The sequence below is a fragment of the Paraburkholderia sediminicola genome (assembly GCF_046026895.1).
In the GTDB taxonomy this organism is placed as follows: Bacteria; Pseudomonadota; Gammaproteobacteria; order Burkholderiales; family Burkholderiaceae; genus Paraburkholderia; species Paraburkholderia sediminicola_C.
In genome coordinates this window covers 1-26,627 of record NZ_JAQQEU010000026.1, presented here as the reverse complement: position 1 = coordinate 26,627, position 26,627 = coordinate 1, and the positions used below count along the sequence as shown (strand labels likewise).

Below are 26,627 nucleotides of genomic sequence, written 5' to 3'. Positions count from 1 at the left end.
CGGTCGAGCGTCACCGCCCGAGGCCGGTTGCTTTCGACGATCGCCGCGGGCAGCGCCCGGACCATCGCCACGAACGCCGAGTGAAGCCGCTGTCGAGCGGCTTTGACTTGCCGCAAGCTGCGCGTAAACCATACGTCAAGCGCGCCCGCCGCGCGAAGTCCGTGAAAGCGCATAAAACAACTAGCCGCGCACACGTGTTGTGGAACCAATCCGAGGCGATCGCCTCATATCCAATTCAACGTTCGATATGAGGGCCCACAACATGCAACGAAACGTTCACCCTTGGGCGGCGCGCGCGGCCACTGGCCTGCTGATGGTTGCCGCGCTGGGCCTCGCATCGCTCGCTCAAGCACAAACGCCGGCGCCCCAAGCGGCGCGGCCGATGCCGCCGACGATGTCGCAAGCCGCGCCGCCCGTCGATCCCACCTTCTCGGCCTACTCCCTCGTCCAGACCTGCAAACAGAGAAACGACAACGCCGCGCAAGGCCAGTGCGTCGGCGCGATCCGGGGCATCATTCACGGCTATCAGTACGGCGTGCTGTTCCTCGGCCAGCGCACCGCGCTCCCGGCGAACGAAACGCAGCGCGTGTCGCTGTGTCTGCGCGACGTACCCGTATCGACGATCGTCGACGACTTCCTCGCGGACGCCGCCCAGGTCGACGACGATGCCCTCAAGCACACCCCCGCCGAAGTCGCGGTGCTGGGCTCCGTGCATATGCATCACGCCTGCACCTGAGCCCACACGCACGCTGAGCCACTGTGCCGCCGTGCCGCAAGCGAGCGCCACCGCGGCTACAGCATTTCGAGTGGACGCTTGCTGCGCGGCGGTTTGAAGTAAGCGTCGAGTGCGGCGAGTTCATCACCGGTCAAGCGCAGCTGCGACGCGCGATGGTTGTCGCGCACATGCTCGACGCGGCCCGCCTTCGGAATCGCGCACACGCCGGGCTTGAGCAACACCCACGCGAGCGCCACCTGAAACACCGAGACGCCACGCGCGCCGGCAATGTCGTCGAGCGGCGAACGTTTCGGCAGGCGAGCGTGATCGACCGGGCTATAGGCCATCGCCGGCATATTGCGCGCGGCGAGCCACGGCAACAAATCGAATTCCGCTCCGCGGCGCGCGATGTTGTAGAGAATCTGATTGGTCGCGCACGTGTCGCCGCCGGGCGTGGCCACGAGTTCTTCCATGTCGTCGGTGTCGAAATTGCTGACGCCCCAATGCCGGATCTTGCCCGCCGCGCGCAACGTCTCGAACCCGCGGACGGTTTCCGCAAGCGGCACTGAACCGCGCCAGTGCAGCAGATACAGATCGAGCCGGTCGGTTTTCAAACGCTTCAGACTTTGTTCGCAGGCCGCGATCACACCGCGTCGGCTGGCGTTGTGCGGATACACCTTGCTGACCAGAAACACCTCGTCGCGCAAGCCGGCCAGCGCTTCGCCGAGCAGCGTCTCGGTCGCGCCGTCGCCGTACATTTCCGCGGTATCGATCAGCGTCATGCCCAGTTCGATGCCGCAACGCAGCGCGGCGACTTCCTCCGTCCGCCGCGCCGGCACTTCGCCCATGTCCCAGGTCCCCTGTCCCAGTGCGGGAATACGCTCGCCGTCGGGCAAGCTCACGCTTGCAATATCACTCGTCATGCTGACTCCTCGAAGTGGCTCGATTCAACGGATGCAATGGCGCGCGGCGCCGGCTACGAAAATCTTAGCGAGGAGTTTAGCGCCTCGATGAGCATCCGACTGCCCCCCAGGCAAAAGCCCGCTATAACGCGACGCGCCGATGTCATAGAATTGCCGCTTGCCTATCTTGCGTGAGCCCCATGACCTCTGCCTCGGAAGACCGCTGGCGCGACCTGCGCCCGGACCCGGAAAACGACACGCCGCTATATCTGCAACTTGCTCGCAAGCTCGGCAGCGCCATCCACGAAAACCGCTGGAACGCCGGCGAAGCGCTGCCCTCGGAGCGCGTGCTGTCGGAGGCGCTCGGCGTATCGCGGATCACCTCGCGCAAGGCCATTGCGCTGCTGGTCGAACAGGGTTTGATCCGCCGCACTCAGGGCGCGGGCAGTTTCATCACGCCGCGCTATGAAGATCCGCTGTCGCGTCTGTCGAGCTTCAGCGAAATGCTGCGGCGGCGCGGCTTTACGCCAAGCTCGAAGTGGTTGTCGCGCGAGATCTCGCCGGCTAACCGCGACGAGGTGATCCAGCTCGGCTTGTCGCCGGCCGCGGCGGTGACGCGGCTGCGGCGTTTGCGCCTCGCCGACGGCATCGTGATGGCGGTGGAGAACTCCACGTTTCCGGCGGCGGTGATCCCGGACCCGCAGGCGATTGGCGATTCGCTGTATACGTACCTGGAAAATCGCGGACTGACGATCGTGCGGGCGCTGCAGCATTTTCGCGCGGTGAACGCGAACGACGAAATCGCGCAGCAGATGAGCATTGCGCCGAACGAAGCGCTGCTGTTGATCACCCGCGTCGGCTATACCGCCGATCAGCGGGCGATCGAATTGACCGACACCTACTGCCGCAACGATTACTACGATTTCGTTGCGGAGTTGAGGAAGTAGCGGGTTGGGCGTAGCGGGTGACGGGGGTCGAGTGCTGCTTGTTTCGCGCTCGATTCGCGCTTGTTTCGCGCTTGCGCCCTGCTCGCGCCGCGTTCGTTCGGCGACGACTCGTGCGGCCGCAAAGACCGAAACGATCACTCCCATCTCGCCTCGTGCGCGCCGACCCGCACCGGTGGCAGCGCATAAAAAGCGGGCGTCTGCGCTAGCTGCTCGGCCGGCTGCACCGCCAGTACGCCGCCGAACTCCGACTGCACGCCCGCCATGCAATGGCGCACGTCATCGAGCGCGACATCGGCGGTGCGCCAGCCATCGGCAAGCAGGCCGAAGGACTGCAACCACCGCCCGGTTTGCGCGAGCGAAACCCGCACGTGCCAGCTTCCGCCTTCGGCGGCCCGCCGCGTCAACGCGGTCATCGCGCCGAACGCGGCCAGGTAGCCGGTCGCGTGATCCAGCGCCTGACATGGCAGATGCTTCGGCTGCGCGCCGCCCGCCGCCTGCCGCTCGGTAAAGGCAATCCCGCTCGCCGACTGCACCAGGCTATCGAACCCGCGCCGCCGCGCCCACGGCCCTTCGTGTCCATACGCGGACACCGACACATACACGATCCCCGGCCGCACCCGCGCCAAATCCTCGGGGCCGAAGCCGCGCGCGGCCAGCGCGCCCGGACGATACGCCTGAAGGAACACATCGGCCTCGCCAGCCAGACCGCGCAGGGTTTCGCAGCCGGCGGCGGCGCGCAGATCGAGCACCGCCGAGCGCTTGCCGCGCCCGTTGTCGATTACCAGCGGCGCAATGTTCGGCAGATGCGGACCGTTGATCATCAACACGTCCGCGCCATGGTGCGCGAGCGCCCGCCCGGCCACCGGCCCGGCGATGATGCGCGACAGGTCGAGCACCCGCACGCCCGCGAGCGGTCGGTCCGCGTCGCCGTGGCGGAGCGGCTCGGCGGGCCCATCGCCGATGCGCTCGATCTCGAACAGCGGCAGCCGCGCAATCGCCATCGCCTGGTCGAGCGCGGCCCATTCGTCGGGCGTGCGAATCAACGCCGCGCACAGGCCTGCGTCGGCGAGTGTTTGGTCGAGCGCCGCACCGTCCCAGCCGCGAATCGCGGTGGCCACCGCAGCGCGCTCGTTGTCGCAGCCGAGCACGTTCAGCACGCCGCGCAGATGGTGCGCAAAATTCGTGTGCAGTTGAATCCAGCGGCCGTCGCGTGTCTCATAGAAGCCGGTGACCGGGTCGCGCAACGCAGGCGGCGGCCCGTCGTCGATGCGCAAATAGCGTTCGCTGCGAAACGCCGCCAATGCGCGCCGCATCTCCACCGACACCGATTGCCTGCGCCCCGTGCGCAAGCGCTGACATTCGGCCGCCGCAAGGCCGGTCGCGGCGATGGTCGCCGAGGCCAGGCTGCCGACCCGGTAGACCGACGGCAAGCCGGGGTCCGCGCCGGTCAGTGACACGGATCGCAGCGCGGCCGGGTCGCATCCCGCGACGGTCCAGATATGTTTGAGAGCGAGTTCGGGCGTCATAGCGTTCGGTTCGGAGCAGATGGACAGTGAATGGCGAAGTGAACCCTGAAGTGAACCGAGTCTAGATTTTCGACCCGTCGCGATCAACCTTGATTATGATAATCAACATATATTGATTTCTTCGGTTTCTCCACGTTTCCATGCCGACCTCGACTTTCTTGAGCGCCACCGAAGCCGCCACCGCCCTCGGCATCAGCTTGCCCACCCTGTATGCATACGTGAGCCGCGGAATGCTGAGTTCGTCGCCGGATGCGCAAGGCAAGCACCACCTGTACGACGCCGCCGAGGTGCGCCGCCTCGCGCGTCGCAAGGCGGACGGCAAGCGCGCCGGCAAGGTCGCGCAGAAGGTGCTGGACTGGGGCGTGCCGGTGCTCGAATCGTCGATTACGCTGGTCGCGGACGGCCGCCTGCTGTATCGCGGACGCGACGCGACGGAACTGGCACGCACCGCGTCGCTCGAGGACATCGCCGCGTTGTTGTGGCAATGCAGCGCGCGGCGCATTGCCGGCGCGCCCGCCGTGCCGCTCGCCGCGGCTCAGTGGTCCGCGTGGCTCAAGCTGTGGAGCGCTAGCACGCCGCTCGATCGCGCACTCGTGCTGCTGCCCGCCGCCGCGGCGCACATGCCGCGCGTGTGGGCGCTCGGCCGCGACGCGCAACTCGACACCGCGTGCGCGGTCATGCGGCTGCTGGCCGCCGCGATGATCTCGGCGGCACCGTCGAACGAACCGCTGCATCGGCAACTGGCTTCTGCCTGGCATGTGCGCAACCGGCAGCAGGCCGGGCTGCTGCGCGCGGCGCTGGTGGCCTGCGCGGATCACGAGTTGAATGCATCGACGTTCACGGTCCGCTGCATCACGTCGACGGGGACGCACCTGTTCGGCGCGGTGGCCGGCGGACTCGCCGCGTTGGCGGGCCCGCGTCACGGCGGCGAGACGGTGCGCATCGACGCGCTGCTCGACGAGGCGTCGCGCGCGGCCGATCTCGACCGCTTTCTGGCAAACCGCCTTGCGCGCCACGAACATGGCGCGCAGGGGCCGGTGCTGTCGGGCTTCGGTCATCCGCTTTATCCGGACGGCGATCCGCGTGCGCGGCTGTTGCTGGAGAGGCTTGCCGACTGCGCGCCTGTCCGTTCACCACTTGGCGACGTGCTGCGGCTTGCGCGCACGGTGCGCGACACGACTGGCGCGGAACCGACTGTCGATTTCGCCCTCGCGGCGATGGAAAGGGTGTTCGGGTTGCCGGCTGGCGCTGCGTTCACGCTCTTCGCGGTAGGCCGGGTGGTCGGCTGGATCGCCCATGCGATGGAACAGGCGAGCGATGGGCGGTTGATCCGGCCGCGGGCGCGGTATGTCGGGGAGTATGAGGCGGTGGGATTGGGGTGAGCTGCTGGGGGGCGTGAGCGGGGACGGTGGGCGACAGTTGGACGCCCGTTGAACGCGCTTCGGACGACGGTTGAAAGCGGTGCGAGCAATCGTCAGCCGCTGCCCTTTCGGCGCTCATCTGCCGTTTACCCGTCGCCGCTCATCCGCCGCCTGCCCGCCGCTGATCGCTCAGCTGCAGGCCGCGGATCGAAACTTCGTCAGCCCATACCGAACCAGCGCGGTAAGCGGCTCAATACCGGCAACTCCGACACCGGCTTCGGCACGTCGCGCTCGGAGCCGCTCGCCAGCGCAAAGCGTGCCCCCGCCTGGCCCGCGCTGATCCACGCCACCGCGCGACGCGGCAACTCGACCGACTCGCCGGTGGCGAGCCAGTGATCTTCGCCGTAGCCTTCGATCGTCAGCCAGACCTCGCCCGAAATCACCTTGAAGGTGGACGGACGCGCGACACGCCAGGCCGCGACAGGCTCGCCATGTTCCAACTCGAAAATCCGGACTTCACGCATCGCCGCTCTCCTTCAAGGGCTTATCTGTTGTACCGATTATTGATCGTGCGATGATCGAAGTCCCATGCACAGTTCCGAACACTTTCATCGGAACTGTTCAGTCGAAAAGCCGGACAGTTGGGGTAGCTGCTCGGCCGCATGTCATCCGGCAAAGGAAGCAAGCGCATGAAACTCGAAATCCTGCTCGATCGCGACAACGGCGTGCCGCTCACCGACCAGATCGTCACGGGCGTCACCGCTTGGATCCGTTCGCGCGCCGCGCATCCCGGCTCGAAGCTGCCGTCGATCCGCCAGTTCGCCGCCGACTTCGGCGTGAGCCGCTTTCCCGTGATCGAGGCCTACGACCGGCTGGTGTCGCTCGGCTATGTCGATTCGCGCCACGGCTCGGGCTTTTATCTCTCCGACCGTCAGCCGGCGGGCACGCATTGCCAGGGCACGTCGGACCCACGCCGCGCCGAGGACGAATCGGGGCATCTGCTCCAGCAATTCAACCATCCCGGCGAAACGCTCAAGCTCGGCAGCGGCTTCATTCCGGAAAGCTGGCGCGACATGGACAGCATCGCGCAAGCAATCCGCTACGTGTCGCGCACCGACCCGGCGAGCATGGTCGAGTACGCGACGCCCCTCGGCAATCCGACCTTGCGCGAGCATCTGCAAAGCCGGATCGCGCAGTTGGGAATTCAGGCGGATGCGTCGCAGATCCTGATCACCAACGGCGCGAGCCAGGCGCTGGATCTGCTGATGCGCTACATGCTCAAGGCCGGTGACACAATCTTTGTCGAGGACCCCGGCTACTACAACCTGTACGGCCTGCTGAAGCTGCACGGCGTGCGGTTGATCGGCATTCCGCGCACCCGCAACGGACCCGACCTCGACGTGATGCAGGCGCAGCTCAAGTTGCACCGGCCCAAGCTGCTGTTCATCAACACGGTGTTCCACAATCCGACCGGCACCACGGTCGCGCCGCAAGTGGCCTTCCGCCTGCTGCAACTGGCGCGCGAGCACGGCTTTTCGATCATCGAAGACGACATCTACGCCGACTTCCAGACCGATCTCACCGACCGCCTCGCCACCCTCGACCAACTCGAACACGTGATCTACGTGGGCGGCCTGTCGAAGACGCTGTCATCGTCGCTGCGGATCGGCTGCGTGGTGGCAAGCCACGCGATCATCAAGGACCTGGTGGACATCAAGATGCTGACGAGCATCGGCGGCTCGCGCTTTGCCGAAGCGGTCGCGGTGTCGCTGCTGGAGCGCGGCGCGTATCGCAAATATCTGGAGCGCCTGCGCCGTCGGATGCGAGACGCGCTCGGCTCGACGATCCAGACGCTCGAAGATGCCGGCTGGGAGATTTTTGAAAAGCCCGTTGGCGGCAAGTTCGTGTGGGCGCGAGTACCGCACGTTGCCGACGCCGAACGGCTGGTGGCGTGCGGCGCGCCGCTGGGCGTGACGGTGGTGCCCGGCAACTATTTCCGGCCGAACATGGAAGCGACCCCGTGGATCAGGATTCACGTGGCCTTCGGCACCGAGCCGCGAGCGCAGGCATTTTTTCATGCGGCGGCGGCACTGCCGGGCGATGCCTGAGCGTGGCGGCTGCGCGGCGCCGCGCTTTTTTCCCTAGAATAGCGAGTCCCAGCCCGCCCCTGCGCGCCCAGCCGCCCTTCATGTCCACCCCGACTCCGCCCGCCTCCGCTGTCAACGCCCCCTCTGCCCCTTCGGCTCGCTCGCTTACCGTGATGCTGTGGCTCGTCGCCACCGGCTTCTTCATGCAGACGCTCGACTCGACGATCGTCAACACCGCGCTCCCCGCGATGGCGACGAGCCTCGGCGAATTGCCGCTGCGCATGCAATCTGTGGTGATCGCCTATTCGCTGACGATGGCGGTGATGATCCCCGTGTCCGGCTGGCTGGCCGACAAGCTCGGCACGCGGCGCGTGTTCTTCAGCGCGATCCTCGTATTTGCGATCGGTTCGTTGCTGTGCGCGAACGCGCATACGCTGAATCAGCTGGTGACCTTTCGCATCGTGCAGGGCGTGGGCGGCGCGATGCTGCTGCCGGTGGGGCGGCTCGCGGTGCTGCGTACCTTTCCGGCCGAGCGCTACTTGCCGGCGCTGTCGTTCGTGGCGATTCCGGGGCTGATCGGCCCGCTGATCGGCCCGACACTCGGCGGCTGGCTGGTGAAGATCGCGTCGTGGCACTGGATCTTTCTGATCAACGTGCCGGTGGGTATCGTGGGCTGCATCGCGACGTTCATCTTCATGCCGGACAGCCGCAACGAACATACCGGCAAGTTCGATTTGAAAGGCTACCTGCTGCTGGTCGTCGGCATGGTGGCGATTTCGTTCGCGCTGGACGGCCGCACCGAGTTCGGCATTCAACATGCCACCGTACTGGTGCTGCTGATTCTGAGCCTTGCCTGCTTCGTCGCCTACGCGTTGCACGCGGTGCGCGAACCCACACCGATCTTCCCGCTCGATCTCTTCAAGATTCACACCTTCAGCGTCGGCCTGCTCGGCAATCTGTTCGCGCGGATTGGCAGCGGTGCGATGCCGTATCTGATTCCTCTGCTGTTGCAGGTAAGTCTCGGCTATAGCGCATTCGAAGCCGGCCTGATGATGCTGCCGGTGGCCGCCGCGGGCATGGCGTCGAAACGCCTGGTAACGAAGCTGATCATGAAGTACAGCTACCGAAGCGTATTGATCGTCAATACGGTGATGGTCGGGCTGACCATGGCGAGCTTCGCGCTGACCAGCGTCAATCAGCCGCTGTGGCTGCGGCTTGTGCAACTGGCGTTCTTCGGCAGTGTCAATTCGATGCAGTTCACCGCAATGAACACGCTGACGCTCAAGGACTTGGGCACCGGTGGCGCAAGCAGCGGCAACAGTCTGTTTTCGCTGATCCAGATGCTCTCGATGAGTCTCGGCGTGACCGTGGCGGGCGCATTGCTTGCGACCTTTACCGGCCTGCTGCAACGCGTGACCGCCATCAATTCGCTGCCGGCGTTTCATGCGACGTTCCTGTGTGTCGGGATCATCACCGCGTGCTCGTCGTGGATCTTCGCGCAGCTCTCGCCGGACATCCGCACGCCGGCAAAAAAGACGGATCCGTCAGAGCGGACCTGACGCGGGCCGCGCCTCCCGTCGTACCGGAACGGGGCGCGCACCGCACCAGCAAAGTGCGAATCGTCACGTTCGCACCCGAGGTGGCGCACAATCGTCGTATCAGAGCGTGGCTGCTGCCCGCCCCTGCTGTGTTTCCGCACGCGCATAGTTCTTGCTCACCTATCCTATAAACTCTCGTTTTGCGCGTGTGCATTCTCGTCTCCAGCATGCAGGCGCGATGCCCCTTCCACACGACCGACATGATGAGCATGATCGAACTCGATCCTCCCGGCTTTCAGCCGCCGCGCCCAATGGCCGGCGACGAAGGCTCCAGGCGCACCGTCCTGTACGGCAGCTACACCGTTTTCAGCGTCTTTCAACCGGTTTTCTCAGTGTCGCACCGGCGCGCGATCGGTTACCACGCGTCGCTGCGCGCTCACGACGAACATGCGCAGCAAGTGCCGTCGCACGAAGTTTTCACGCAGGCGGCACGGCGCGGCGATCTGCTGGAACTCGGCCGATTGGCTGAATCGCTGCATCTCGGCAACTTCAACGCGTTCGACAGCCACGACGAATGGCTCTTCCTGAGCCTGCACCCGGCGGCGCTGATGGACACCAGCTATGGCGATGCGCTGCTTGCCGGCCTCAAGGCGCTCGGTCTGTCGCCTCAACGCGTGGTGCTCGAAGTATCCGAGCAGGCTGGCGGAGAAACCACGCGCTTTGCCGAGATCGTCGACGCACTGCGCAAATCCGGCTTCCTGATTGCGCTCGACGGCTTCGGCGCGAAACATTCGAACATTGACCGCGTGTGGAATCTGCGTCCGGATATCGTCACGCTCGACCGCGGCATTCTGGCTCAGGCCAGCGAACACTCGCACATTGAACGTGTACTGCCCGGAATCGTCTCTTTGCTGCACGAATCCGGACAACTGGTGTTGATGGGTGGCCTGAGCACCGAGCGGGAGGCGCTGATCGCCCTCGAATGCAACGTGGACTTCGTGCAGGGCGCAGTCTTCGCGGGCCCGAGCGTCGAGCCGGTGAAACCGCAAGCGGCTGCCGGACTGATGGACTCTCTCTCCGCCGCCCTGCGCGAGCGGGTCACCGCACGTGAACGAGCACAATCCGCCCGGCTCGCACCCTACGTCCGGGCGCTGGAGACGGCCGCCGCGCAACTGATTGCCGGCGAGTCCATCGCCCACGCCACCGCGCCGCTGCTCACGCTCGGCGAAACGGCGCGCAGCTTCGTGCTCGACGGTTCGGGCCGGCAGATCGGCGACAACGTGCTGCCGCCGGGACGCACGTCGCAACGCGCGAAACGCTTCCGGCCGCTGCTGCATTCGGAAGGCGCGAGCTGGGAACGCCGGCCCTACTTTATTCAGGCGATGCGCACGCCCGGTCAGGTGCATCTGACGCCGCCCTATCTGTCGATCAACGAAGCTCACCTGTGTGTGACCGCCTCGATCGCCGCACATACGCCGCACGGTACGCAGGTGCTATGCGTAGACATCAACTGGGAAGTCGCGGCTCATCGCAATTGAGGGCGAGACTGAGGGCGTGGGCGGGTTCTGCTGGATGCGCGTGAGCAGTTGGGTGACTGCCGCGCGGCCCACCACGCAATTCGCGGCATGCAAACGCGCCGCGCTGGTCACAATGTGCAACGCGACGATCTTGGCCGAGCCATCCGCGACGCCGTTCGTCCGCACGTCGAGCACCCCGACGACCTCGCCGTCCAGGAACAGGGCGATGCCCATCGCGCCCTCGACCGACACCACCTCCGCGCTGCTCGCCTGTTGCGCAAGCGACGTCACCGTCTCCACCCACCCAGCGGCTGCCGGCTGACGTGCGCGTACAGATGAACCAACTGGCGCGTCGCTGACGACTTCAGGCGCGTGGCTAAAGAGTTGCAACAGGCCTGTTCGATCCTGCTCCTCCAATGCGGTGCGCAAGCGTTCGACGATATGCGCATGCGCGGCAGGGTCCGTGCGTTCCAACGGCGCCCCGGCGCGCTGCAAACGCGTCCTGGCGCGACGGACGATCTGGCGGCAAGCAGCCGGCGTGCGTTCGAGAATTTTTGCGATCTCCGCGTAGTCGCAATCGAAGGCCTCGTGCAGCACGAAAGCCGCGCGCTCGTCAGGTTTCAGGCGTTCAAGCAGCAGCATGACGCCGTAGGACATTTCCGACGCCCGCACCGCCGCCTCTTCCGCCGACGGCGCCGCCTCGTCCAGCCAGGGTTCCGGCAGCCAGCCGATGGCCTGCGACGCCCGTTCGCGCTGCACGTGCCGCAAACGGTCGATCGCCGTGCGTGTGGCGAGCGTGGTGAGCCAGGCTGCCGGCGTTTGTACGGCTTGCGTGTCGGCCAGATGCCATTTGAGCCACACGTCTTGCACCACGTCTTCCGCCTCGGCGCGGCTGCCAAGCATCCGGTAGGCCAGCGCGAGCAGGCGTGCGCGCACAGCCTCGAAACTGGATGCCTTGTCGATTCCTTGTTCCGTCATATGTAGACCTCCAGATCGTGCGGGGTGAAAAAAGCGCGCCTTGCCTGCCTGCGGATTGTCGAGGCGCTCGCCGTAGTCTGCATCCTTTTCAGCTTGACGTCTGAGCGCTCGACGATGTGACAGCGGAACGAAAAAATATTCCTGTCACGCGGCGGCGCGCCGCTTCGTCAAAAGAGCAATAACCGGCGCATGGGGCGCGCGGCTTTTGGACCGGCCGTGGCTTCCGGGCATTCGGTGCCACGCTGTCAATGACGAGAAATCCATGCACTCCAAATATTCATCCACCACCGGTCTCGGCCTCGTGCCCACTGTGATCGAGCAATCCGGGCGGGGCGAACGGGCTTACGACATTTACTCCCGCCTGCTGCGCGAGCGCATCGTGTTTCTGATCGGGCCGGTGAACGAACAGTCAGCCAGTCTGATCGTCGCGCAGTTGCTGTTTCTCGAATCCGAGAACCCCGACAAGGATATTTCTTTTTATATCAACTCGCCGGGCGGCTCGGTGTACGACGGCCTCGCGATTTACGACACCATGCAGTTCATCAAGCCGGAAGTGTCGACGTTGTGCACAGGCTTCGCCGCGAGCATGGGGACGTTTCTGCTCAGCGCGGGCCAGCGCGGCAAACGGTATGCATTGCCCAACGCGCGCATCATGATTCACCAGCCGTCCGGCGGCAGCCAGGGCACCGCGGCGGACGTCGAGATTCAGGCGAAGGAGGTGCTGTATCTGCGGGCACGTCTGAATGCAATGATGGCCGAGCGCACCGGCCGCACCATCGAGGAAATCGTGCGCGACACCGATCGCGACAACTTCATGTCGGCACAGGAGGCAAAGGGATATGGATTGATCGACGAAGTGCTCGAAACGCGCGCGGCGCTCGGCGACGTGGTTCGCCGCTATGACAGGTAGCGGCGCTGACCGAAAGCTCTTCCGTCTGGAACACGTGAAACCTAAAAGCGAACTCAATGACCCAGTCGATCCCGCTCAACGCCTTCAGGCACGGCACCCTGCGCCCGCAAACAAAACGGAACTTGGCGCCTATCGTGATACTTCACGCCGTCGGCGGCTTTTCGCCATCCCTGTCGGTGCGCGCGAAACACAAAAAGTGATCACCTTCGCTGGAATCGCTATCATGGTCGCGATTCGTCGAATCCGACGATCGCTTCAATGGAGATTCACATGGCGTCATCCAACGAAACCGTCAGCATGGCGCTATTCTGCGACTTCGAAAATGTCGCGCTCGGCGTGCGCGACGCGAAGTACGACAAGTTCGATATCAAGCTGGTGCTCGAACGCCTGCTGCTCAAAGGCAGCATTGTCGTGAAGAAAGCGTACTGCGACTGGGATCGCTACAAAAGTTTCAAAGGCGCGATGCACGAGGCCAACTTCGAGTTGATCGAAATTCCGCATGTGCGCCAATCGGGCAAGAATTCCGCCGACATCCGGCTCGTGGTCGACGCGCTCGACCTCTGCTATACGAAATCGCACGTCAATACGTTCGTCATCATCAGCGGCGATTCGGACTTTTCACCGCTGGTGTCGAAGCTGCGCGAAAACGCCAAGCAGGTGATCGGCGTGGGCGTGCAGCAATCCACGTCGGACCTGCTGATCGCGAACTGCGACGAGTTCTTCTTTTACGACGACCTCGTGCGCGAGAGTCAGCGCACGGTCGCCAAACGGGAGTCCTCACGCCCGCAACAGACCGCCCAGCAAGCTGCCAAGCGCGCGCCCGATGAAGACAAGACCCGTCACAAGGAGGATCTGGAGAAACGCCGCACCAAGGCGGTCGAGATCGCCGTGCAAACGTTCGACGCGCTCGCATCCGAACGCGGCGACAGCGGCAAGATCTGGGCATCCGTGCTGAAGAACGCGATCAAGCGGCGGAAACCGGATTTCAACGAGACGTACTATGGATTTCGCGCCTTCGGCAACCTGCTGGAAGAGGCGCATGCGCGCGGGCTGCTCGAATTCGGCCGCGACGAAAAGTCCGGTGCGTATGTGTACCGCGGCACGGCAGCGAACGTGGCTGGAGAAAATGTGAATGAGCCTGCCGAATCCGAATCGGCTGAACAATTTTATGAAGCACAGGGTGCTGAAACGGTCGTAGCCGAGCCGAGCGGCAAGCACGAGTCGCGTCGCAGGGGCCGTGGCAATCGCAAGGCACGCCGCGCTCAGCAGGAGGCCGTTCAGGAAGAGCGAACTACGGTCGAGCAGGATGGCAACGTGCGATCTTGGGAGGACGACGCGCAGACGCCGTCAACCGGCGAGCCGGTTGTCGAGCAGCCGGAAGCCACTTGGTCAGGACCGGATCATGCTGGCGCCGAATCGATGATTGAACCGGCCGTTGAACAGGTCGCGGAACCGGTCGCTGCCGTCCACGAAGACATTCAGAAAGCGGAAGACGAACAGGCCGAGCGCCGAAAGACGCGCGCACCGCGTAAAGCGGCCGCCAAGAAAGCGAAGAAGAGCACGCCTCGAACGATCGACGACCTACCGGAGATCGCCGCGCCAGCTGAAACACCAGCGTCGGCGGCGAGCGCGGAAGAAGCACCTGCGGCAGCCAGAAAGCCAGCGCGTAAAGCCGCGCCGCGCAGCCGTCGTCCGCGCAAGACCGCGACGACAAACGACGCGGAATGAGCGGCTCACGTGACGTGCTTCGTCGTGAATGGTGGTGTACAGCGCCGACCATGGCGATGCAAGTGTCCCGGAAACCCTGAGCGTTAAACAGAAAGCCCCTGCTCAACACGAGCAGGGGCCTTTTTTCGCCGCTTCACTGTGTACCCGATCCCGCTGAAGTATCGACTACACGTCATCAGAGCCACGGAACTCGAAAGCTATTGCCGAGCGCGACCAATCCCGAAAGCACCTCTCACGCGACGCTAACTGATTCCCACGCCTACCACTCACTCCAGCTTTACTGAACGCAACGTGCGCCGGCCATCACGATGCTCTCGCCGCAGCCCAAATACCGCCGCGCCATTCATCCCGCTCACATAGGCGTTGCCGGGCGACTGTACGGCCATCGCTTCCGCATCCTTAAGCGGCGGATACGAATCTCCAAACGAACCGCCCCCAGGATCAAGGTCATCAATACATCAACGATCAATACGGATAAGGCGCATACATAACCGGCGGCGGTGCCGCATATCCCGGCGGCGGCGCGTAATAAGGCTGTGGCGCAACGTAAACCGGTTGCGGCGCGGCGTAGTAACCACGCGGTTGCGCGATCATTTCCCCCTTCGAGGTCATGCACTGGGCGTAGGCGGCGTCATAGTGTGCCTGCAAGCCGGCTGCGGAATACTGGGCACCGTTCGCGCCATTCGCGCCGCCGATCAGCAGCCCGCTGCCCGCTCCAATCGCCGCACCCGCGCCGGCATTGCCGCCCGCTGCGCCGAGTAGCGCGCCTATCGCCGCGCCGCCGAGCGTGCCCAACGCCGCGCTGTTTACGCTATTCGTGGTGGCCGCCTGCGCAGCCCCGGACGAGTTAGTGGAGCGGTATGCGTAGTCACGGCACGCATAGTCGTTCTGCTGGAACTGGTCGAGCGTTTCGCCGCTGCGCGGCAGCGCGACCACGCTCGGGGCGCTTGGCGGTGCGACTGCGCAGCCGCCGAGCGCGAGCGCAACAACGGCAGCCGGTATTGCAATACATATCGATTTAGTGCTGGAGATCATGCTGGTGCGCTTCAGAACATTGGAATTCAAACGTTAGATCAATTGGTGCGAACTATGGTTACCGGATCGTTACAGAAAGTTTTTCGCCTTGTCACGCGTGTTGGTCTGGTGGTCGCGAGCGTGGTTGGTTCGGCGCGGCGATTGCGGGCGTCATAGCAGGTAACGCTTGTAAGTGCGGCGGCAATCAAATTCCACGGCGGCCCGTCTAAACTGGCTTCGCACATTATCGCGCAAGCCGCTCACCCACGGCGTGGTAAAGGCAATGCACGGCTGCGCGTCTATGCGCGCATTGGCTGAATGCCAGTGCCGAGCTTGACTCATGTCCATGACGAAATGAAGGAGGACTCAATGAACCGGCTCGTATGCGCCGTGAGCGTAGCCTGCGCCGTCTGTGGCCCGCCCGTTTTCGCGCAGTCGAATTCGACCCTGCCGAGCGACGCGATCCAGCAACCGGCGACGACATTTCCAAGTACCGCCATCGCGCAAAATTTTCAATACATGAACCATCCTCCACCGGCGGCACCCGCCAGTTCGGCAGCGCCCACGGGGGGCGGCCGTGGCCGTCGGCAGCGCCAGATGCCGGCCAATTCTGACAGCGGTGCATCGGCGCAACCTTGATCCGCACACATGCAAGATCTGCGCAAGCGGAAAATGCGCCACGTGACGCAGGTTCAGTCACTGTGGCGCAGTTACCAACTGTGACAACTTTGCGTCTCCAATGGCTTGCTATCTTCAAAAAGAAGACGCATTCGTCACTGCGTCAAGCAGCGGGTGCAAAGATCCCGAATCCGCTCGTTATCCAAGCCCCAAAAAAGAAAAAGCCCTCGCGTACGAGGGCTTTCATTTTTTTACTGACATTGCCGAACGCCATGACGGCGGATGGTCGAAATTCCCCAACTCAACTCATTAGGCTATGTCAACTACTCCATCACGCGGCAACCAGCAGTCTTACGCGAAATTCTTCGCAGCGAATTCCCAGTTGACGATATTCCAGTACGCTTCGACGAACTTCGGACGCGCATTGCGGTAGTCGATGTAGTACGCGTGTTCCCACACGTCGATCGTCAACAGTGCTTTTGCATCCGTGGTCAGCGGCGTGGCCGCGTTGCTCGTCGACACCAGGTCGAGCGAACCATCGGCCTTCTTCACCAGCCATGCCCAACCCGAGCCGAACGTGCCGACCGCGGTCTTTGCAAATTCTTCCTTGAACTTGTCGAACGAACCCCACTTGGCGTTGATCGCATCAGCCAGCGCGCCGGTCGGCGCGCCGCCACCTTGCGGCGACAGGCTGTTCCAGAAGAACGTGTGGTTCCACACTTGAGCCGAGTTGTTGAACACACCGCCCGACGACTTCTTGACGATCTCTTCCAGCGACAGGTTCTCGAACTCCGTGCCCTTGATCAGATTGTTCAGGTTGGTCACATAAGTCTGGTGATGCTTGCCGTAGTGAAACTCGAGCGTCTCTTCCGACATGTGCGGAGCGAGTGCGTTTTTCGCGAACGGCAGCGGCGGGAGCGTATGTTCCATGGTGCTTTCCTTCTGTCTGTATCTGTTGTGGGGGAGTCTGCGGATAACGCTTTAGAGCACTCGATTGTAGGCGAGTTGGAATAACCCCGCAAACCAACGGACTTTATGCCCGGCATCGGCAAAGAGGCCGCGCACAAAGCGTAATTAGTGCATTCGCATCACGCGTGTCCGGCTCATCAGGCAGTCAAAATTACTGCGCGCGCGGCCGTCGGCGAAGTGTCAGAAACCGTCGGCGAGACGCTCCCGCACATCGGCCAGTGCGATGTCGGCCGACCCTTCGGCGAGGTGCACCGTCAGGCGCCGCCCCGGCTTCAACGACGACGGCGCGCGCACCGCACGGCCGCTGCGTGCATCGATCATGGCCGCATAGCCCCGCTCCAGGGTGCGTTGCGGACTCAGCACTTCGAGCCGAGCGGCGAGCGTATCGATGCGCGCGACCTGACGTTCATGCTGGCGCAACAGCGCAGCGTCCAGACGCTGCGCGAGATTGCCGAGCCTCGTTTGATGGGCCGCGAGATCCGGACGCCAGCGCTGCCAGCGCATCTGCAACAACGAAAAGCGCGCGCGCGCGTCACGCACGGGACGCGCGCCCGCCGACGCGAGCCGCACGCTCAATTGCTGCAGATGCGTGCGTTGCCGCGTCAGACGCTCGGCCGGCGACACGAGCCGGCGCGCGAGCCAGTCGAGTTGCTGCGCGCGCCGCTCCATCATCCTGCCGAAGCCGCGTGCGAGCGTCGCGTGACGGTGGTCGAGTTCGCGCAATAGCAGCACGCGCTGCGGGCTGACTAGTTCGGCGGCGCCGGTCGGCGTTGGCGCACGCACGTCCGCGGCGAAATCGGCGATCGTGAAATCGGTTTCGTGACCGACGCCGCTCACCACCGGGATCGCGCTTTCCGCAATCGCGCGGGCCAGCACTTCGTCGTTGAAGGCCCACAGATCTTCGATCGAACCGCCGCCGCGGCACACGATCAGCACGTCGACTTCGCGCCGCGCGCTGGCCGCCTCGACCATCGCCGCGAGCTTGCTGCTGACGCCCACCCCCTGTACCGGCGCGGGATACACGATCACCGGAATGTGCGGCGCGCGGCGCGACAGCGTGGTCAGCACGTCCCGCAGCGCCGCGGCCTGCAACGACGTCACGATGCCGATCGCACGCGGATGAACCGGCAGCGCGCGCTTGCGCTCGGCGGCGAAAAGACCCTCGGCTTCGAGCTGCGCTTTCAGCCTGAGAAACGCTTCGTACAAGCGTCCCTGACCGGTGCGGCGCACCGCTTCCACGTTCAGTTGCAACTCACCGCGCGGCTCGTACATCGTGACGAGCGCGCGCACTTCGATGCGGTCGCCTTCGCGCGGCGTGAACTCCGCGTACTGCGCACGGCCGCGGAACATCACGCAACGCATCTGCGCCTGCGCGTCCTTGATCGAGAAATACCAGTGGCCGCTCGCCGCGCGCGTGAAGTTCGACACTTCACCGGCCACCCAGACGAGTGGAAACGAGCGTTCGAGCATCGTGCCGATCGCGCGATTGAGCGCGGAAACGGGAACGACGACTTCACCGCCGGGCGCCGCCAACGAGGAAAAGGGACTTTCGGGATTCATGCGAGGGAGTATCGGTGACTGGCCGGACAGACGATAGACCGAGCGGCCACCGGCGTCTAGCGTAGTCGCTGGATTATTAAAAGTGTCCACATGGCGGGACGGGCCAGACGAATTCCGCCAGAGCGCCCGCCACATCCCATAAATGGCCGTCATGTCATTGATTTAAATGGTGTTTATGTCTCACCAATGAGAACGATTACCGATGCAGAAGGCTCGCCACGGCCCTCACAGCCGATTAAACAGAAGGTTCTCCACAAAGTTATCCACAGGGCATGAGGAGCGTCGCAAGTCACGGCTCGTCGGTTTGCATGCGCCGCGCGACTTGCCGGGCGGCCCGCCCGCGCGCTAGAGTGGCGGGTTCGACGGCATGTCGCGCGGCTGCCGGGCGCGCTGTAGCGGCAACGGCGCGGCAATGGCACGACATCTGCGCGGCGAGTGCATGGCCACTTCGCACGCGCGGCGTTGCACGCCGCGCGCCGCATTTTTCACGAGCGCGCGAAACGCCGCGCTGCCCGATTTTTCGCCTCACTATTGTCCGGAGGACCGCGTTGATGCTGACCCCGCGTATGGCGCATAGCGCCTCCACGCCGCCGCGCCGCCCGTTTCCTGCAAACGGCGTGCCGCTCATCCGGGCGGTTTGCCCATGAACGCGCTCAACGACCGTCTCCAAGCCCGCCTCGCGCGGGAGTGGCAACAACGCGGCCCGTTCGCGTGGTCGCTCACGCCTTTGGCCTGCGTGTTCGGTGCAATTGCCGCCGCGCGCCGCGCCGCGTTCTCGCTAGGCTGGTTGAAGTCCGTGAGAGTCGGCGTGCCGGTGGTGGTGGTCGGCAACGTGACCGTCGGCGGGACCGGCAAGACGCCAACCGTGATCGCGCTGGTCGAAGCGCTGCGCGCCGCCGGCTTCACGCCCGGCGTGGTGTCGCGCGGCTACGGCGCGCGCGTGAGGACGCCGACGCCGGTTACGCCCGCGTCGGCGGCGCGGGTCGGCGGCGACGAACCCTTGCTGATCGCGCGCCGTACCGGCGCGCCGGTGTGGGTTTGCCCGGACCGCGTGGCCGCTGCGCAGGCGCTGTGCGCCGCGCATCGCGAAGTCGACGTGATCGTCAGCGACGACGGCTTGCAGCATTACCGCCTCGCGCGCGACGCCGAACTGGTCGTGTTCGACCACCGGCTCGGCGGCAACGGCTTTCTGCTGCCGGCCGGTCCGCTGCGCGAGCCGCTATCGCGCCGCCGCGACGCGACGCTGATCAACGATCCCTACGCGCGCACCCTGCCTGCGTGGCCGAACACGTTCGCGCTGCAACTCGCCCCCGCCGACGCGTGGCATCTCGACAACCCCGCTCTGCGCCGTCCGCTCGCGCAATTCGGCGGCGAACGCGTGCTGGCCGCGGCCGGCATCGGCGCGCCGGAGCGCTTTTTCGCGACGCTGCGCGCCGCCGGCCTCACGCCTGCCACGCGCGCGCTGCCCGATCACTATGCATTCGAGCGCAATCCTTTCGCCGACGCCGAAGCGGATGCGATCCTGATAACGGAAAAGGATGCGGTAAAATTAGGGTCTTGGCGCGACGCGCGCATCTGGGTTGTCCCGGTCGAAGCCGCGCTCGATCATCGCCTCATTGCATTAGTTGTGGAGAAAGTCCGTGGACGCTCGCCTGCTTGAAATTCTCGTCTGCCCGATCTGCAAGGGCCCGCTCAGCTACGACCGTGCCGCGCAGGAGCTGATCTGCAATGCGGACAAGCTCGCCTATCCGATCCGCGACGGCATCCCCGTGATGCTGGTCGACGAGGCGCGGCAGACCGTGGAAGGCACGCCGGTCGATCTGAATCCGGGCTCGGTCGCCTGAGTCGGCTTTGACGCGCGGGCGGGCGTCATCCGCCACGGCCCGCGCCGCTGGTTTGCATCCATCGCTGTTGTTTCCGTTTGCGCCGCGCTCGCTGCATGCTGAGCGCCCCCTCCGCTCGTACCGCCGCCCGTTTTTTCGATGACCCACGCCAATCTCACCCCTGCTCCCGCGGCTCCGTTCGTCGCCGTCGTGCCCGCCCGGCTCGCTTCGACACGTCTGCCCAACAAGCCGCTCGCGGACATCGGCGGCAAACCGATGGTCGTGCGGGTCGCCGAGCGCGCGCGTGAATCGGGCGCGCAGCAGGTGCTGGTCGCATCGGACGCGCAAGCGGTGTTGGATGTGGCGCGCGAGCACGGCTTCGAAGCCGTGTTGACGCGCGGCGATCATCCGTCGGGCACGGACCGTCTGGCGGAAGTGGCGACCCAGTTCGGCTGGAGCGACGACACGATCGTCGTCAACGTGCAAGGCGACGAGCCTCTGATCGATCCGGCGCTGGTGTGCGGCGTGGCGTCGCACCTCGCGGCGAGCCACGGCTGCGCGATCGCGACGGCCGCGCACCCGATCACCGATCCGGCCGAGATTTTCAATCCGAACGTCGTCAAGGTCGTGCTCGACGCCCGCGGCATGGCGATGTATTTCTCGCGCGCGCCGATTCCGTGGGCTCGCGACGCCTATCTGCCGCACTGGCCCGAAGTCGCGTCGATGCCCGCGCCGCCCGCGCCTGCCGTGGTCCACCGGCATATCGGGCTGTACGCGTATCGCGCGCAATTCCTGCGCACTTACCCCAGTCTGTCGATCTCGCCGATCGAACAGGCCGAAGCGCTCGAACAGCTGCGCGCGATGTGGCATGGCGAGCGCATCGCGGTACTCGTCACGCACGACGTACCGCTGCCCGGCGTCGACACGCCCGCCGATCTCGTGCGCGTACGGGCGTTATTCGGGTCTTGAGCACAAAATCCCATGGCATAATCGGACGGTTCAGCGCGCCTCCCGTAACAAACGAACTTGGGGTTTGCCCGATCGCACGGTCGCAGTCTTGCAGCGCCGTCGTAGTCACATTGATGCCGACGAGCAGCGCGAGCACCGCAACGGCAACCGATGCGGGTCCCTCGGCGAATCGTGGGAGGTTGCTGCGTCAACAAAGAATTCACATAGATCTGGAGATATCACATGCGTTTGATCCTTTTGGGTGCGCCGGGCGCGGGTAAGGGCACTCAGGCAAACTTCATCAAGGAAAAGTTCGGCATTCCGCAAATTTCCACGGGTGACATGCTGCGCGCGGCCGTCAAGGCCGGCACGCCGCTCGGTCTCGAAGCCAAGCGCTTCATGGACGCGGGCGAGCTGGTCACGGACGAACTGATCATCAACCTGGTGAAGGAACGTCTGCAGCAGCCGGACTGCGCGAACGGCTATCTGTTCGACGGTTTTCCCCGCACCATTCCGCAGGCGGAGGCGATGAAGCAGGCTGGCGTCGCGATCGACTACGTGCTGGAAATCGACGTGCCGTTCGACGAGATCATCGTGCGTATGAGCGGCCGCCGCTCGCACGCCGCTTCGGGCCGCACGTATCACGTCAGGTTCAATCCGCCCAAGGTCGAAGGTCTGGACGACGTGACCGGCGAGCCGCTGATCCAGCGCGATGACGACAAGGAAGAAACCGTCCGCAAGCGTCTGGAAGTGTATGAGGCGCAAACCAAGCCGCTGATCGAGTACTACAACAACTGGGCCACGAAGGGCGATTCGTCGACCACGCTGAAGGCGCCGCAGTACCGCCGCATTTCGGGCCTCGGCAGCGTCGATGAAATTCGCGCGCGCGCGTTCGACGCGTTGAAGTAAGCTCGCTGCCGACTGCTTCTGTCGTACCAAAACCCGCCCGTGCCGGCGGGTTTTTTCTTGCAGTGCGCGATGCATGATATCGACAGTCTGCCGCGCGCCTCGACATTAATTAGTTAGATATCCGTATCGGTTGACTACCATCCACCACACGACACGCAGATCGCGCCCTCAACCACCGTCGCTTTCCGCGTTGCAACATAGCCGCTACAATCGCCCATCGAAAAGATATTCGATCGAGACATCACTGAACAACCGTAGCAAAGGAGCAGACATGGAGATTCGTGACAATGCGTTCCTGATCACCGGGGGTGCATCGGGACTGGGCGCCGCCACCGCGCGCCTTCTCGTCGAAAACGGCGGCAAGGTCGTGCTCGCCGATCTGGATCAGGCTGCCGGCGAGGCGCTCGCGAAGGAACTCGGCGGCGTGTTCGTCAAATGCGACGTGAGCCGCGAAGAGGACGCCACCCAGGCCGTCGAAGCCGCGACGAGGCTCGGCACGCTGCGCGGCCTCGTCAATTGCGCGGGTGTCGCACCGGCCGTAAAAACCGTCGGCAAGGACGGCCCGCATCCGCTCGACTCCTTCGCGCGGACCATCGCGATCAATCTGATCGGCACGTTCAACATGATCCGGCTCGCCGCCGTGGCAATGTCAAAGAACGAGCCGAATGCGCTCGGCGAGCGCGGCGTAATCATCAACACGGCATCGGTCGCCGCCTATGACGGCCAGATCGGTCAGGCGGCCTATGCGGCATCGAAGGGCGGCGTGGTCGGCATGACGCTGCCGATCGCGCGCGACCTGTCACGCAACGCGATCCGCGTGATGACGATCGCGCCGGGCATCTTCGAAACACCGATGCTTCTCGGTATGCCGCAGGAAGTGCAGGACGCGTTGGGCGCAATGGTGCCGTTCCCGCCGCGGCTCGGCAAACCGGCCGAATACGCGATGCTGGCCAAGCAGATTCTCGACAATCCGATGCTCAACGGCGAAGTGATTCGTCTGGACGGCGCGATCCGCATGCAGCCGAAGTAACGAGGCCCGCTCCCGCGCGTTGCCTGATTACGGCGCGCCCGAGAAAAACGCCAGCACATGAATCATGTGCTGGCGTTTCCGTTTAGCGGGGTGCGCAGCGCAATTTAGCTAGTCGTGATCGTCGTGCTGAGTGCGTTGGCGCAATTCGTGCAACTGCGACTCCACCACCGTCGCGTCCTCGGCATCCGGCCGGTCGCCGAGATAACTTTCGAGGTCTTCGAGCGCCGGCCGCAGGTAATCGAGCCGCGCGTACGCAAAGCCGCGATCGCGCACCTCTTCGATATTTTCCGGCAGCAGAATGACGAGCCGCTGCTGCACCGCCAGCAAGCGCTGCCAACGCTCCGTCTGCAGATAAATCGACTTCAGATTGCGCAGCATCCGCGCGATGATCTCGCGCCGCGTGGCCGGTTGCAGCAGCATGCGCAGCGCCTGGCTCACCGACTCGCCCGCCGACGCCACATACGGCTCCAGCATCTCCACCATCTGCGCCTCGGTCAGCGACTGGCCGGTGGTCGGATCGAGCATCACTTCGCCGTCGGGCGTCGTCACGCGCAGCAGGAAGTGCCCGGGGAACGACACGCCGCGCACCGGAATGCCGATCTGCTCGGCCATCTCCAGATACAGCACCGCGAGCGAAATAGGAATGCCGCGGCGGCGTTTGAGCACCGCGTTCAGATGACTGTTGTCGGGGTCGTAATAATCGTTGAGGTTGCTGGCGAAACCCAGCTCTCGGAAGAAGAACCGGTTCAGCATGCCGACCTTCTGCCTGATGTCGGCGTCGTCCGGCATGCGGCGCTGCAGACGCACCACCAGCTCGTCGATCTCGGCCAGCGCGGCTTGCAGGTCGAGATCGGGATAAGCGTCCTGCGCGAGCGAGAGCGCCGTCTCGGTCAACGGCAGGCTATCGTCTTCGGCCACGAGCGTACTGAAATAGTCGAGAACTCGCGTCATCGTGATCACTTCACTCGCCTTTTGAAATACGCGTACTTGAAGCCCATCAGCCACAGCATACCGAAATATAGCGCGGCGAACAGCACGAGGCACGCGCCCAGCAACACCATCCGCTCAACCGGCCGCTCGTGCATGGCGATCCAGTCGAAGCTGATCGCAAGCCAACGCATCACGCCCGCCAGTACGAGGCAGGCGCCGAATAATTGCGCGAAGAATTTGAGCCAGCCGCTCGACGGCGTGTAGATGCCGCGCTTGCGCAAGCCGAAAAACAGCAGCAACGCGTTGACGCAAGCGCCGAGCCCGACGCTCAGCGTCAGGCCCGCATGCGCGAAAACCGGCACGAACACGTAGTTGCTCAACTGCGTGACGATCAGCACCCCAATGCCGATCTTCACCGGCGTCTTGATGTCCTGCTTCGCGTAGAAGCCAGGTGCGAGGATCTTGATCAGAATCAGGCCGACCAGACCGACGCCGTACGCCGCCAGCGCGCGGCTGACCATCACGACAGAGTTGCCGTCGAATTTGCCGTAGTTGAACAGCACCGCGGTCAGCGGCTGCGCGAAGAAGAACAGCGCGATCGCGCTCGGCGCGGCCAGCAGGAACGTGACGCGCAAGCCCCAGTCGAGCAGCGACGAATACTCTTCCGCATCGGCGTCGACGTGAGCCTTCGAGAGGCTCGGCAGCAGGATCGTGCCCAGCGCGACGCCGAGCAGCGCGGTGGGAAACTCCATCAGCCGGTCGGCGTAGTTGATCCACGACACCGCGCCCGGGCCGATACGCGACGCGATATTCGTGTTGATGATCAGGCTGATTTGCGCGACCGACACGGCGAACATCGCCGGCACCATCTTCGACAGCACCCGCTTCACGCCGCGATGCGCGAGCGCGCGCATCGGATTCAGGCCGATGCGCGGCACCATGTCGATCTTCTTCAGACCCGGCAGCTGGACGATGAACTGCAGGAGGCCGCCGGCGATCACCGCCCACGCCAGCGCATAGACCGGCGTTTGCAGACGCGGCGCGACGAACACCGCGGCGACGATGAACGCCACGTTCAGCAGCACCGGCGCGAACGCGGGCAGCGAGAAGTTCTTGTACGTATTCAGCACGCTCGACGCCAGCGACGTCAGCGAGATGAAAATGATGTACGGGAACATGATGCGCGTCATCGTGACCGCGAGCGCGTAGGCGTGGCCTTCATGGGCGAGACCCGATGCGACCACGAATACCACGCCCGACGCGCCCACCACGCCGATCAGCGAGAGGACCGCCAGCGCCCACGCGAGCACGGTCGAGGTCGCGTCGACCAGCGCCTTGGTGGCGTCGTGGCCTTGCTGGTTCTTGAACTCGGCGAGGATCGGCACGAAGGCCTGCGAGAACGCGCCTTCGGCGGAGATGCGGCGCAGCAGGTTCGGGATACGGAAGGCGACGTAAAACGCGTCAGTGTATTGACTGGCGCCGAACGCGCGAGCGATCAGCGTTTCGCGGGCCAGTCCGGTCACGCGCGACAGCAGCGTGAAGCCGCTGACCGTCAGCAGGGCTCGGATTAGATTCATGGGGCGCTTATTATACGGGTGCCGCAGGTGCGGACGACGAGCCGGAACGCGAATCGGACCGATTTGCTGCGCAGACGTTCGATCCGGCAGGCAAATCGACGCACTTTTTGCGGCTTGCCGGCTCGCGGCGCCTGCCATGAGACGCTGCCGCAAACACGAGTTCCGGCAGCGCGTAGACACACTCGCGCGACGTTGTACTTCGAGCAGCTGTCGACCGCCCCCCGGCCTCGACGCACGGGCCGGTCCAGTCCGGCCACGCATTCCCGTTGCCACGTGACTGATTTTGTTGCTATAATCGCCGGTTTCGAAGCTCGCTCAGTTTTCGGACGCGCTCAAGGACCTAGCCAAGGTTGGCACAACGCCGGCTCGCCACGTCCTCGAATAGCTGAAAACACAGGCACGCCTTCGCGTAGTTCGATCGAATTTTTCGACACTTTTTGCGCTCTTGGGCAATCGCTTCCAAGAGTTCGGATTAAAAGCAGCACCTCACCACTTGAAGGTCAGGTACTGGAAACAGGAACAGGATAAGGAACCGTCATGGCTAACTCCGCACAAGCACGCAAGCGCGCCCGCCAGGCCGCCAAGGCAAACTCGCACAACTCGGCATTGCGCTCGAAGTTCCGCACGGCTATCAAGGCTGTCCGCAAGGCGATCGACGCCGGCGACAAGGCCAAGGCCGCTGAAATCTTCTTGGCGTCGTCGAAGACCATCGACATCATCGCCGACAAGAAGATCGTTCACAAGAACAAGGCTGCTCGCCATAAGAGCCGTCTCGCCGCAGCCATCAAGGGTCTGCAGGCGTCCGCAGCGCAGTAATTCCGGTCAGCCCGCTTCGGTGGGCTACCTCCTGTTTCCGCTGCACGGAAAGGCCCGCCTCGGCGGGCTTTTTTGCTTTGCACCGGACGCAGACACCGGACCGCGTGAAGTGCTGCGCCTGGCCGTTGCGTTGCGCGCCGGCCGCCCCACTGATGCCTTCGCTTCACGCATAAAAAAACCCGCTGCTTGCGGGTTTTTGCTTTTGCGGATCCGGCCAGCCTGCG

At 64.3% G+C, this 26,627-nt stretch carries 25 protein-coding genes; 16 read left to right on the top strand and 9 right to left on the bottom strand.

The window, feature by feature from the left end; translation table 11 throughout:
• Positions 1 to 262: 262 nt before the first annotated feature.
• Positions 263 to 736, top strand: coding sequence for a hypothetical protein (locus tag PQR02_RS19290; protein ID WP_408234240.1), 474 nt, complete (start codon positions 263 to 265; stop codon positions 734 to 736).
• Between the two features lie 56 nt (positions 737 to 792).
• Here the strand turns inward: PQR02_RS19290 and PQR02_RS19285 are convergent, their stop codons facing one another.
• Positions 793 to 1,638 carry an aldo/keto reductase gene (locus tag PQR02_RS19285; RefSeq protein ID WP_408234237.1) on the bottom strand — a complete coding sequence of 282 codons (846 nt, stop codon included), beginning with the start codon at positions 1,636 to 1,638 and terminating at the stop codon, positions 793 to 795.
• A 179-nt stretch (positions 1,639 to 1,817) separates the two neighbouring features.
• Between PQR02_RS19285 and PQR02_RS19280 the strand changes: the two genes are divergently transcribed.
• Positions 1,818 to 2,564, top strand: coding sequence for a GntR family transcriptional regulator (locus PQR02_RS19280; protein WP_093635740.1), 747 nt, complete (start codon positions 1,818 to 1,820; stop codon positions 2,562 to 2,564).
• A gap of 134 nt (positions 2,565 to 2,698) precedes the next feature.
• Here PQR02_RS19280 and PQR02_RS19275 read toward each other — a convergent pair whose 3' ends face one another.
• Entirely contained in the window at positions 2,699 to 4,090 is a 1,392-nt protein-coding gene (locus PQR02_RS19275; RefSeq protein ID WP_408234234.1) for a CoA transferase, read from the bottom strand.
• Between the two features lie 140 nt (positions 4,091 to 4,230).
• Here PQR02_RS19275 and PQR02_RS19270 point away from each other — a divergent pair, with 140 nt between their 5' ends.
• Complete coding sequence (locus PQR02_RS19270) at positions 4,231 to 5,472, top strand: citrate/2-methylcitrate synthase (protein WP_408234231.1); 1,242 nt, start codon at positions 4,231 to 4,233, stop codon at positions 5,470 to 5,472.
• Positions 5,473 to 5,669: 197 nt separating this feature from the next.
• Here the strand turns inward: PQR02_RS19270 and PQR02_RS19265 are convergent, their stop codons facing one another.
• The gene (locus PQR02_RS19265; RefSeq protein ID WP_408234228.1) at positions 5,670 to 5,975 is read right to left on the bottom strand and encodes a DUF2917 domain-containing protein; all 306 of its coding nucleotides are present in this window, start codon (positions 5,973 to 5,975) and stop codon (positions 5,670 to 5,672) included.
• Positions 5,976 to 6,140: 165 nt separating this feature from the next.
• Here PQR02_RS19265 and PQR02_RS19260 point away from each other — a divergent pair, with 165 nt between their 5' ends.
• The 3 genes from PQR02_RS19260 to PQR02_RS19250 all read left to right on the top strand — a co-directional run bounded on the left by PQR02_RS19260 (position 6,141) and on the right by PQR02_RS19250 (position 10,614).
• The gene (locus PQR02_RS19260; RefSeq protein WP_408234225.1) at positions 6,141 to 7,559 is read left to right on the top strand and encodes an aminotransferase-like domain-containing protein; all 1,419 of its coding nucleotides are present in this window, start codon (positions 6,141 to 6,143) and stop codon (positions 7,557 to 7,559) included.
• Between the two features lie 80 nt (positions 7,560 to 7,639).
• Positions 7,640 to 9,097 carry a multidrug transporter subunit MdtD gene (gene mdtD, locus PQR02_RS19255; RefSeq protein WP_408234222.1) on the top strand — a complete coding sequence of 486 codons (1,458 nt, stop codon included), beginning with the start codon at positions 7,640 to 7,642 and terminating at the stop codon, positions 9,095 to 9,097.
• Positions 9,098 to 9,339: 242 nt separating this feature from the next.
• Positions 9,340 to 10,614 carry an EAL domain-containing protein gene (locus tag PQR02_RS19250; protein WP_408234219.1) on the top strand — a complete coding sequence of 425 codons (1,275 nt, stop codon included), beginning with the start codon at positions 9,340 to 9,342 and terminating at the stop codon, positions 10,612 to 10,614.
• On the opposite strand, the gene PQR02_RS19245 is transcribed toward PQR02_RS19250, so the two are convergent.
• Entirely contained in the window at positions 10,570 to 11,571 is a 1,002-nt protein-coding gene (locus PQR02_RS19245; RefSeq protein ID WP_408234216.1) for a sigma-70 family RNA polymerase sigma factor, read from the bottom strand. The two genes, PQR02_RS19250 and PQR02_RS19245, sit on opposite strands and share 45 nt — an antisense overlap.
• A gap of 262 nt (positions 11,572 to 11,833) precedes the next feature.
• Here PQR02_RS19245 and clpP point away from each other — a divergent pair, with 262 nt between their 5' ends.
• The 3 genes from clpP to PQR02_RS19230 all read left to right on the top strand — a co-directional run bounded on the left by clpP (position 11,834) and on the right by PQR02_RS19230 (position 14,209).
• On the top strand, positions 11,834 to 12,481 hold the full coding sequence (gene clpP, locus PQR02_RS19240) for an ATP-dependent Clp endopeptidase proteolytic subunit ClpP (RefSeq protein ID WP_408234213.1): 648 nt from the start codon (positions 11,834 to 11,836) through the stop codon (positions 12,479 to 12,481).
• Between the two features lie 56 nt (positions 12,482 to 12,537).
• Entirely contained in the window at positions 12,538 to 12,681 is a 144-nt protein-coding gene (locus PQR02_RS19235) for a hypothetical protein (protein ID WP_408234210.1), read from the top strand.
• Positions 12,682 to 12,751: 70 nt separating this feature from the next.
• The gene (locus PQR02_RS19230; protein WP_408234207.1) at positions 12,752 to 14,209 is read left to right on the top strand and encodes an NYN domain-containing protein; all 1,458 of its coding nucleotides are present in this window, start codon (positions 12,752 to 12,754) and stop codon (positions 14,207 to 14,209) included.
• A gap of 465 nt (positions 14,210 to 14,674) precedes the next feature.
• On the opposite strand, the gene PQR02_RS19225 is transcribed toward PQR02_RS19230, so the two are convergent.
• From PQR02_RS19225 to xseA, 3 genes are all read right to left on the bottom strand, one after another.
• Positions 14,675 to 15,244, bottom strand: coding sequence for a glycine zipper family protein (locus PQR02_RS19225; RefSeq protein ID WP_408234204.1), 570 nt, complete (start codon positions 15,242 to 15,244; stop codon positions 14,675 to 14,677).
• A gap of 948 nt (positions 15,245 to 16,192) precedes the next feature.
• On the bottom strand, positions 16,193 to 16,771 hold the full coding sequence (gene sodB / locus PQR02_RS19220) for a superoxide dismutase [Fe] (protein ID WP_149671869.1): 579 nt from the start codon (positions 16,769 to 16,771) through the stop codon (positions 16,193 to 16,195).
• A 219-nt stretch (positions 16,772 to 16,990) separates the two neighbouring features.
• Positions 16,991 to 18,370 carry an exodeoxyribonuclease VII large subunit gene (gene xseA, locus PQR02_RS19215; protein ID WP_408234200.1) on the bottom strand — a complete coding sequence of 460 codons (1,380 nt, stop codon included), beginning with the start codon at positions 18,368 to 18,370 and terminating at the stop codon, positions 16,991 to 16,993.
• A gap of 643 nt (positions 18,371 to 19,013) precedes the next feature.
• Here xseA and lpxK point away from each other — a divergent pair.
• From lpxK to PQR02_RS19190, 5 genes are all read left to right on the top strand, one after another.
• A complete protein-coding gene (lpxK, locus tag PQR02_RS19210) occupies positions 19,014 to 20,030 on the top strand; it encodes a tetraacyldisaccharide 4'-kinase (RefSeq protein ID WP_408234197.1) in 1,017 nt (338 codons plus the stop codon).
• Positions 20,011 to 20,214, top strand: a complete 204-nt coding sequence (locus PQR02_RS19205) for a Trm112 family protein (RefSeq protein WP_007180583.1) — start codon at positions 20,011 to 20,013, stop codon at positions 20,212 to 20,214. The genes lpxK and PQR02_RS19205 overlap by 20 nt, the downstream gene beginning before the upstream one ends.
• 138 nt (positions 20,215 to 20,352) lie before the next feature.
• Entirely contained in the window at positions 20,353 to 21,162 is an 810-nt protein-coding gene (gene kdsB / locus PQR02_RS19200) for a 3-deoxy-manno-octulosonate cytidylyltransferase (protein ID WP_408234194.1), read from the top strand.
• 222 nt (positions 21,163 to 21,384) lie between these two features.
• Complete coding sequence (gene adk / locus PQR02_RS19195) at positions 21,385 to 22,050, top strand: adenylate kinase (protein WP_408234191.1); 666 nt, start codon at positions 21,385 to 21,387, stop codon at positions 22,048 to 22,050.
• A 271-nt stretch (positions 22,051 to 22,321) separates the two neighbouring features.
• The gene (locus PQR02_RS19190) at positions 22,322 to 23,080 is read left to right on the top strand and encodes a 3-hydroxyacyl-CoA dehydrogenase (RefSeq protein WP_408234188.1); all 759 of its coding nucleotides are present in this window, start codon (positions 22,322 to 22,324) and stop codon (positions 23,078 to 23,080) included.
• A gap of 108 nt (positions 23,081 to 23,188) precedes the next feature.
• On the opposite strand, the gene PQR02_RS19185 is transcribed toward PQR02_RS19190, so the two are convergent.
• Both PQR02_RS19185 and murJ read right to left on the bottom strand, forming a co-directional pair.
• On the bottom strand, positions 23,189 to 24,031 hold the full coding sequence (locus PQR02_RS19185) for a SirB1 family protein (protein WP_408234423.1): 843 nt from the start codon (positions 24,029 to 24,031) through the stop codon (positions 23,189 to 23,191).
• A gap of 5 nt (positions 24,032 to 24,036) precedes the next feature.
• Positions 24,037 to 25,587, bottom strand: a complete 1,551-nt coding sequence (gene murJ, locus PQR02_RS19180) for a murein biosynthesis integral membrane protein MurJ (RefSeq protein WP_408234185.1) — start codon at positions 25,585 to 25,587, stop codon at positions 24,037 to 24,039.
• A gap of 537 nt (positions 25,588 to 26,124) precedes the next feature.
• Here murJ and rpsT point away from each other — a divergent pair.
• Both rpsT and PQR02_RS19170 read left to right on the top strand, forming a co-directional pair.
• The gene (gene rpsT / locus PQR02_RS19175) at positions 26,125 to 26,403 is read left to right on the top strand and encodes a 30S ribosomal protein S20 (protein ID WP_367837942.1); all 279 of its coding nucleotides are present in this window, start codon (positions 26,125 to 26,127) and stop codon (positions 26,401 to 26,403) included.
• Positions 26,404 to 26,422: 19 nt separating this feature from the next.
• On the top strand, positions 26,423 to 26,627 hold a 205-nt coding region (locus PQR02_RS19170), incomplete at its 3' end, for a hypothetical protein (RefSeq protein WP_408234181.1).

Bases quoted from the DNA above. Each gene is read 5' to 3' on its own strand.
- adk (WP_408234191.1), top strand. From the start codon at position 21,385: ATGCGTTTGATCCTTTTGGGTGCGCCGGGCGCGGGTAAGGGCACTCAG.
- PQR02_RS19190 (WP_408234188.1), top strand. From the start codon at position 22,322: ATGGAGATTCGTGACAATGCGTTCCTGATCACCGGGGGTGCATCGGGA.
- rpsT (WP_367837942.1), top strand. From the start codon at position 26,125: ATGGCTAACTCCGCACAAGCACGCAAGCGCGCCCGCCAGGCCGCCAAG.
- PQR02_RS19185 (WP_408234423.1), bottom strand. From the start codon at position 24,031: ATGACGCGAGTTCTCGACTATTTCAGTACGCTCGTGGCCGAAGACGAT.
- murJ (WP_408234185.1), bottom strand. From the start codon at position 25,587: ATGAATCTAATCCGAGCCCTGCTGACGGTCAGCGGCTTCACGCTGCTG.
- PQR02_RS19285 (WP_408234237.1), bottom strand. From the start codon at position 1,638: ATGACGAGTGATATTGCAAGCGTGAGCTTGCCCGACGGCGAGCGTATT.
- clpP (WP_408234213.1), top strand. From the start codon at position 11,834: ATGCACTCCAAATATTCATCCACCACCGGTCTCGGCCTCGTGCCCACT.
- PQR02_RS19265 (WP_408234228.1), bottom strand. From the start codon at position 5,975: ATGCGTGAAGTCCGGATTTTCGAGTTGGAACATGGCGAGCCTGTCGCG.
- lpxK (WP_408234197.1), top strand. From the start codon at position 19,014: ATGAACGCGCTCAACGACCGTCTCCAAGCCCGCCTCGCGCGGGAGTGG.
- PQR02_RS19235 (WP_408234210.1), top strand. From the start codon at position 12,538: ATGACCCAGTCGATCCCGCTCAACGCCTTCAGGCACGGCACCCTGCGC.
- PQR02_RS19230 (WP_408234207.1), top strand. From the start codon at position 12,752: ATGGCGTCATCCAACGAAACCGTCAGCATGGCGCTATTCTGCGACTTC.
- PQR02_RS19245 (WP_408234216.1), bottom strand. From the start codon at position 11,571: ATGACGGAACAAGGAATCGACAAGGCATCCAGTTTCGAGGCTGTGCGC.
- kdsB (WP_408234194.1), top strand. From the start codon at position 20,353: ATGACCCACGCCAATCTCACCCCTGCTCCCGCGGCTCCGTTCGTCGCC.
- PQR02_RS19270 (WP_408234231.1), top strand. From the start codon at position 4,231: ATGCCGACCTCGACTTTCTTGAGCGCCACCGAAGCCGCCACCGCCCTC.
- mdtD (WP_408234222.1), top strand. From the start codon at position 7,640: ATGTCCACCCCGACTCCGCCCGCCTCCGCTGTCAACGCCCCCTCTGCC.
- PQR02_RS19290 (WP_408234240.1), top strand. From the start codon at position 263: ATGCAACGAAACGTTCACCCTTGGGCGGCGCGCGCGGCCACTGGCCTG.
- PQR02_RS19225 (WP_408234204.1), bottom strand. From the start codon at position 15,244: ATGATCTCCAGCACTAAATCGATATGTATTGCAATACCGGCTGCCGTT.
- xseA (WP_408234200.1), bottom strand. From the start codon at position 18,370: ATGAATCCCGAAAGTCCCTTTTCCTCGTTGGCGGCGCCCGGCGGTGAA.
- sodB (WP_149671869.1), bottom strand. From the start codon at position 16,771: ATGGAACATACGCTCCCGCCGCTGCCGTTCGCGAAAAACGCACTCGCT.
- PQR02_RS19250 (WP_408234219.1), top strand. From the start codon at position 9,340: ATGAGCATGATCGAACTCGATCCTCCCGGCTTTCAGCCGCCGCGCCCA.
- PQR02_RS19280 (WP_093635740.1), top strand. From the start codon at position 1,818: ATGACCTCTGCCTCGGAAGACCGCTGGCGCGACCTGCGCCCGGACCCG.
- PQR02_RS19275 (WP_408234234.1), bottom strand. From the start codon at position 4,090: ATGACGCCCGAACTCGCTCTCAAACATATCTGGACCGTCGCGGGATGC.
- PQR02_RS19260 (WP_408234225.1), top strand. From the start codon at position 6,141: ATGAAACTCGAAATCCTGCTCGATCGCGACAACGGCGTGCCGCTCACC.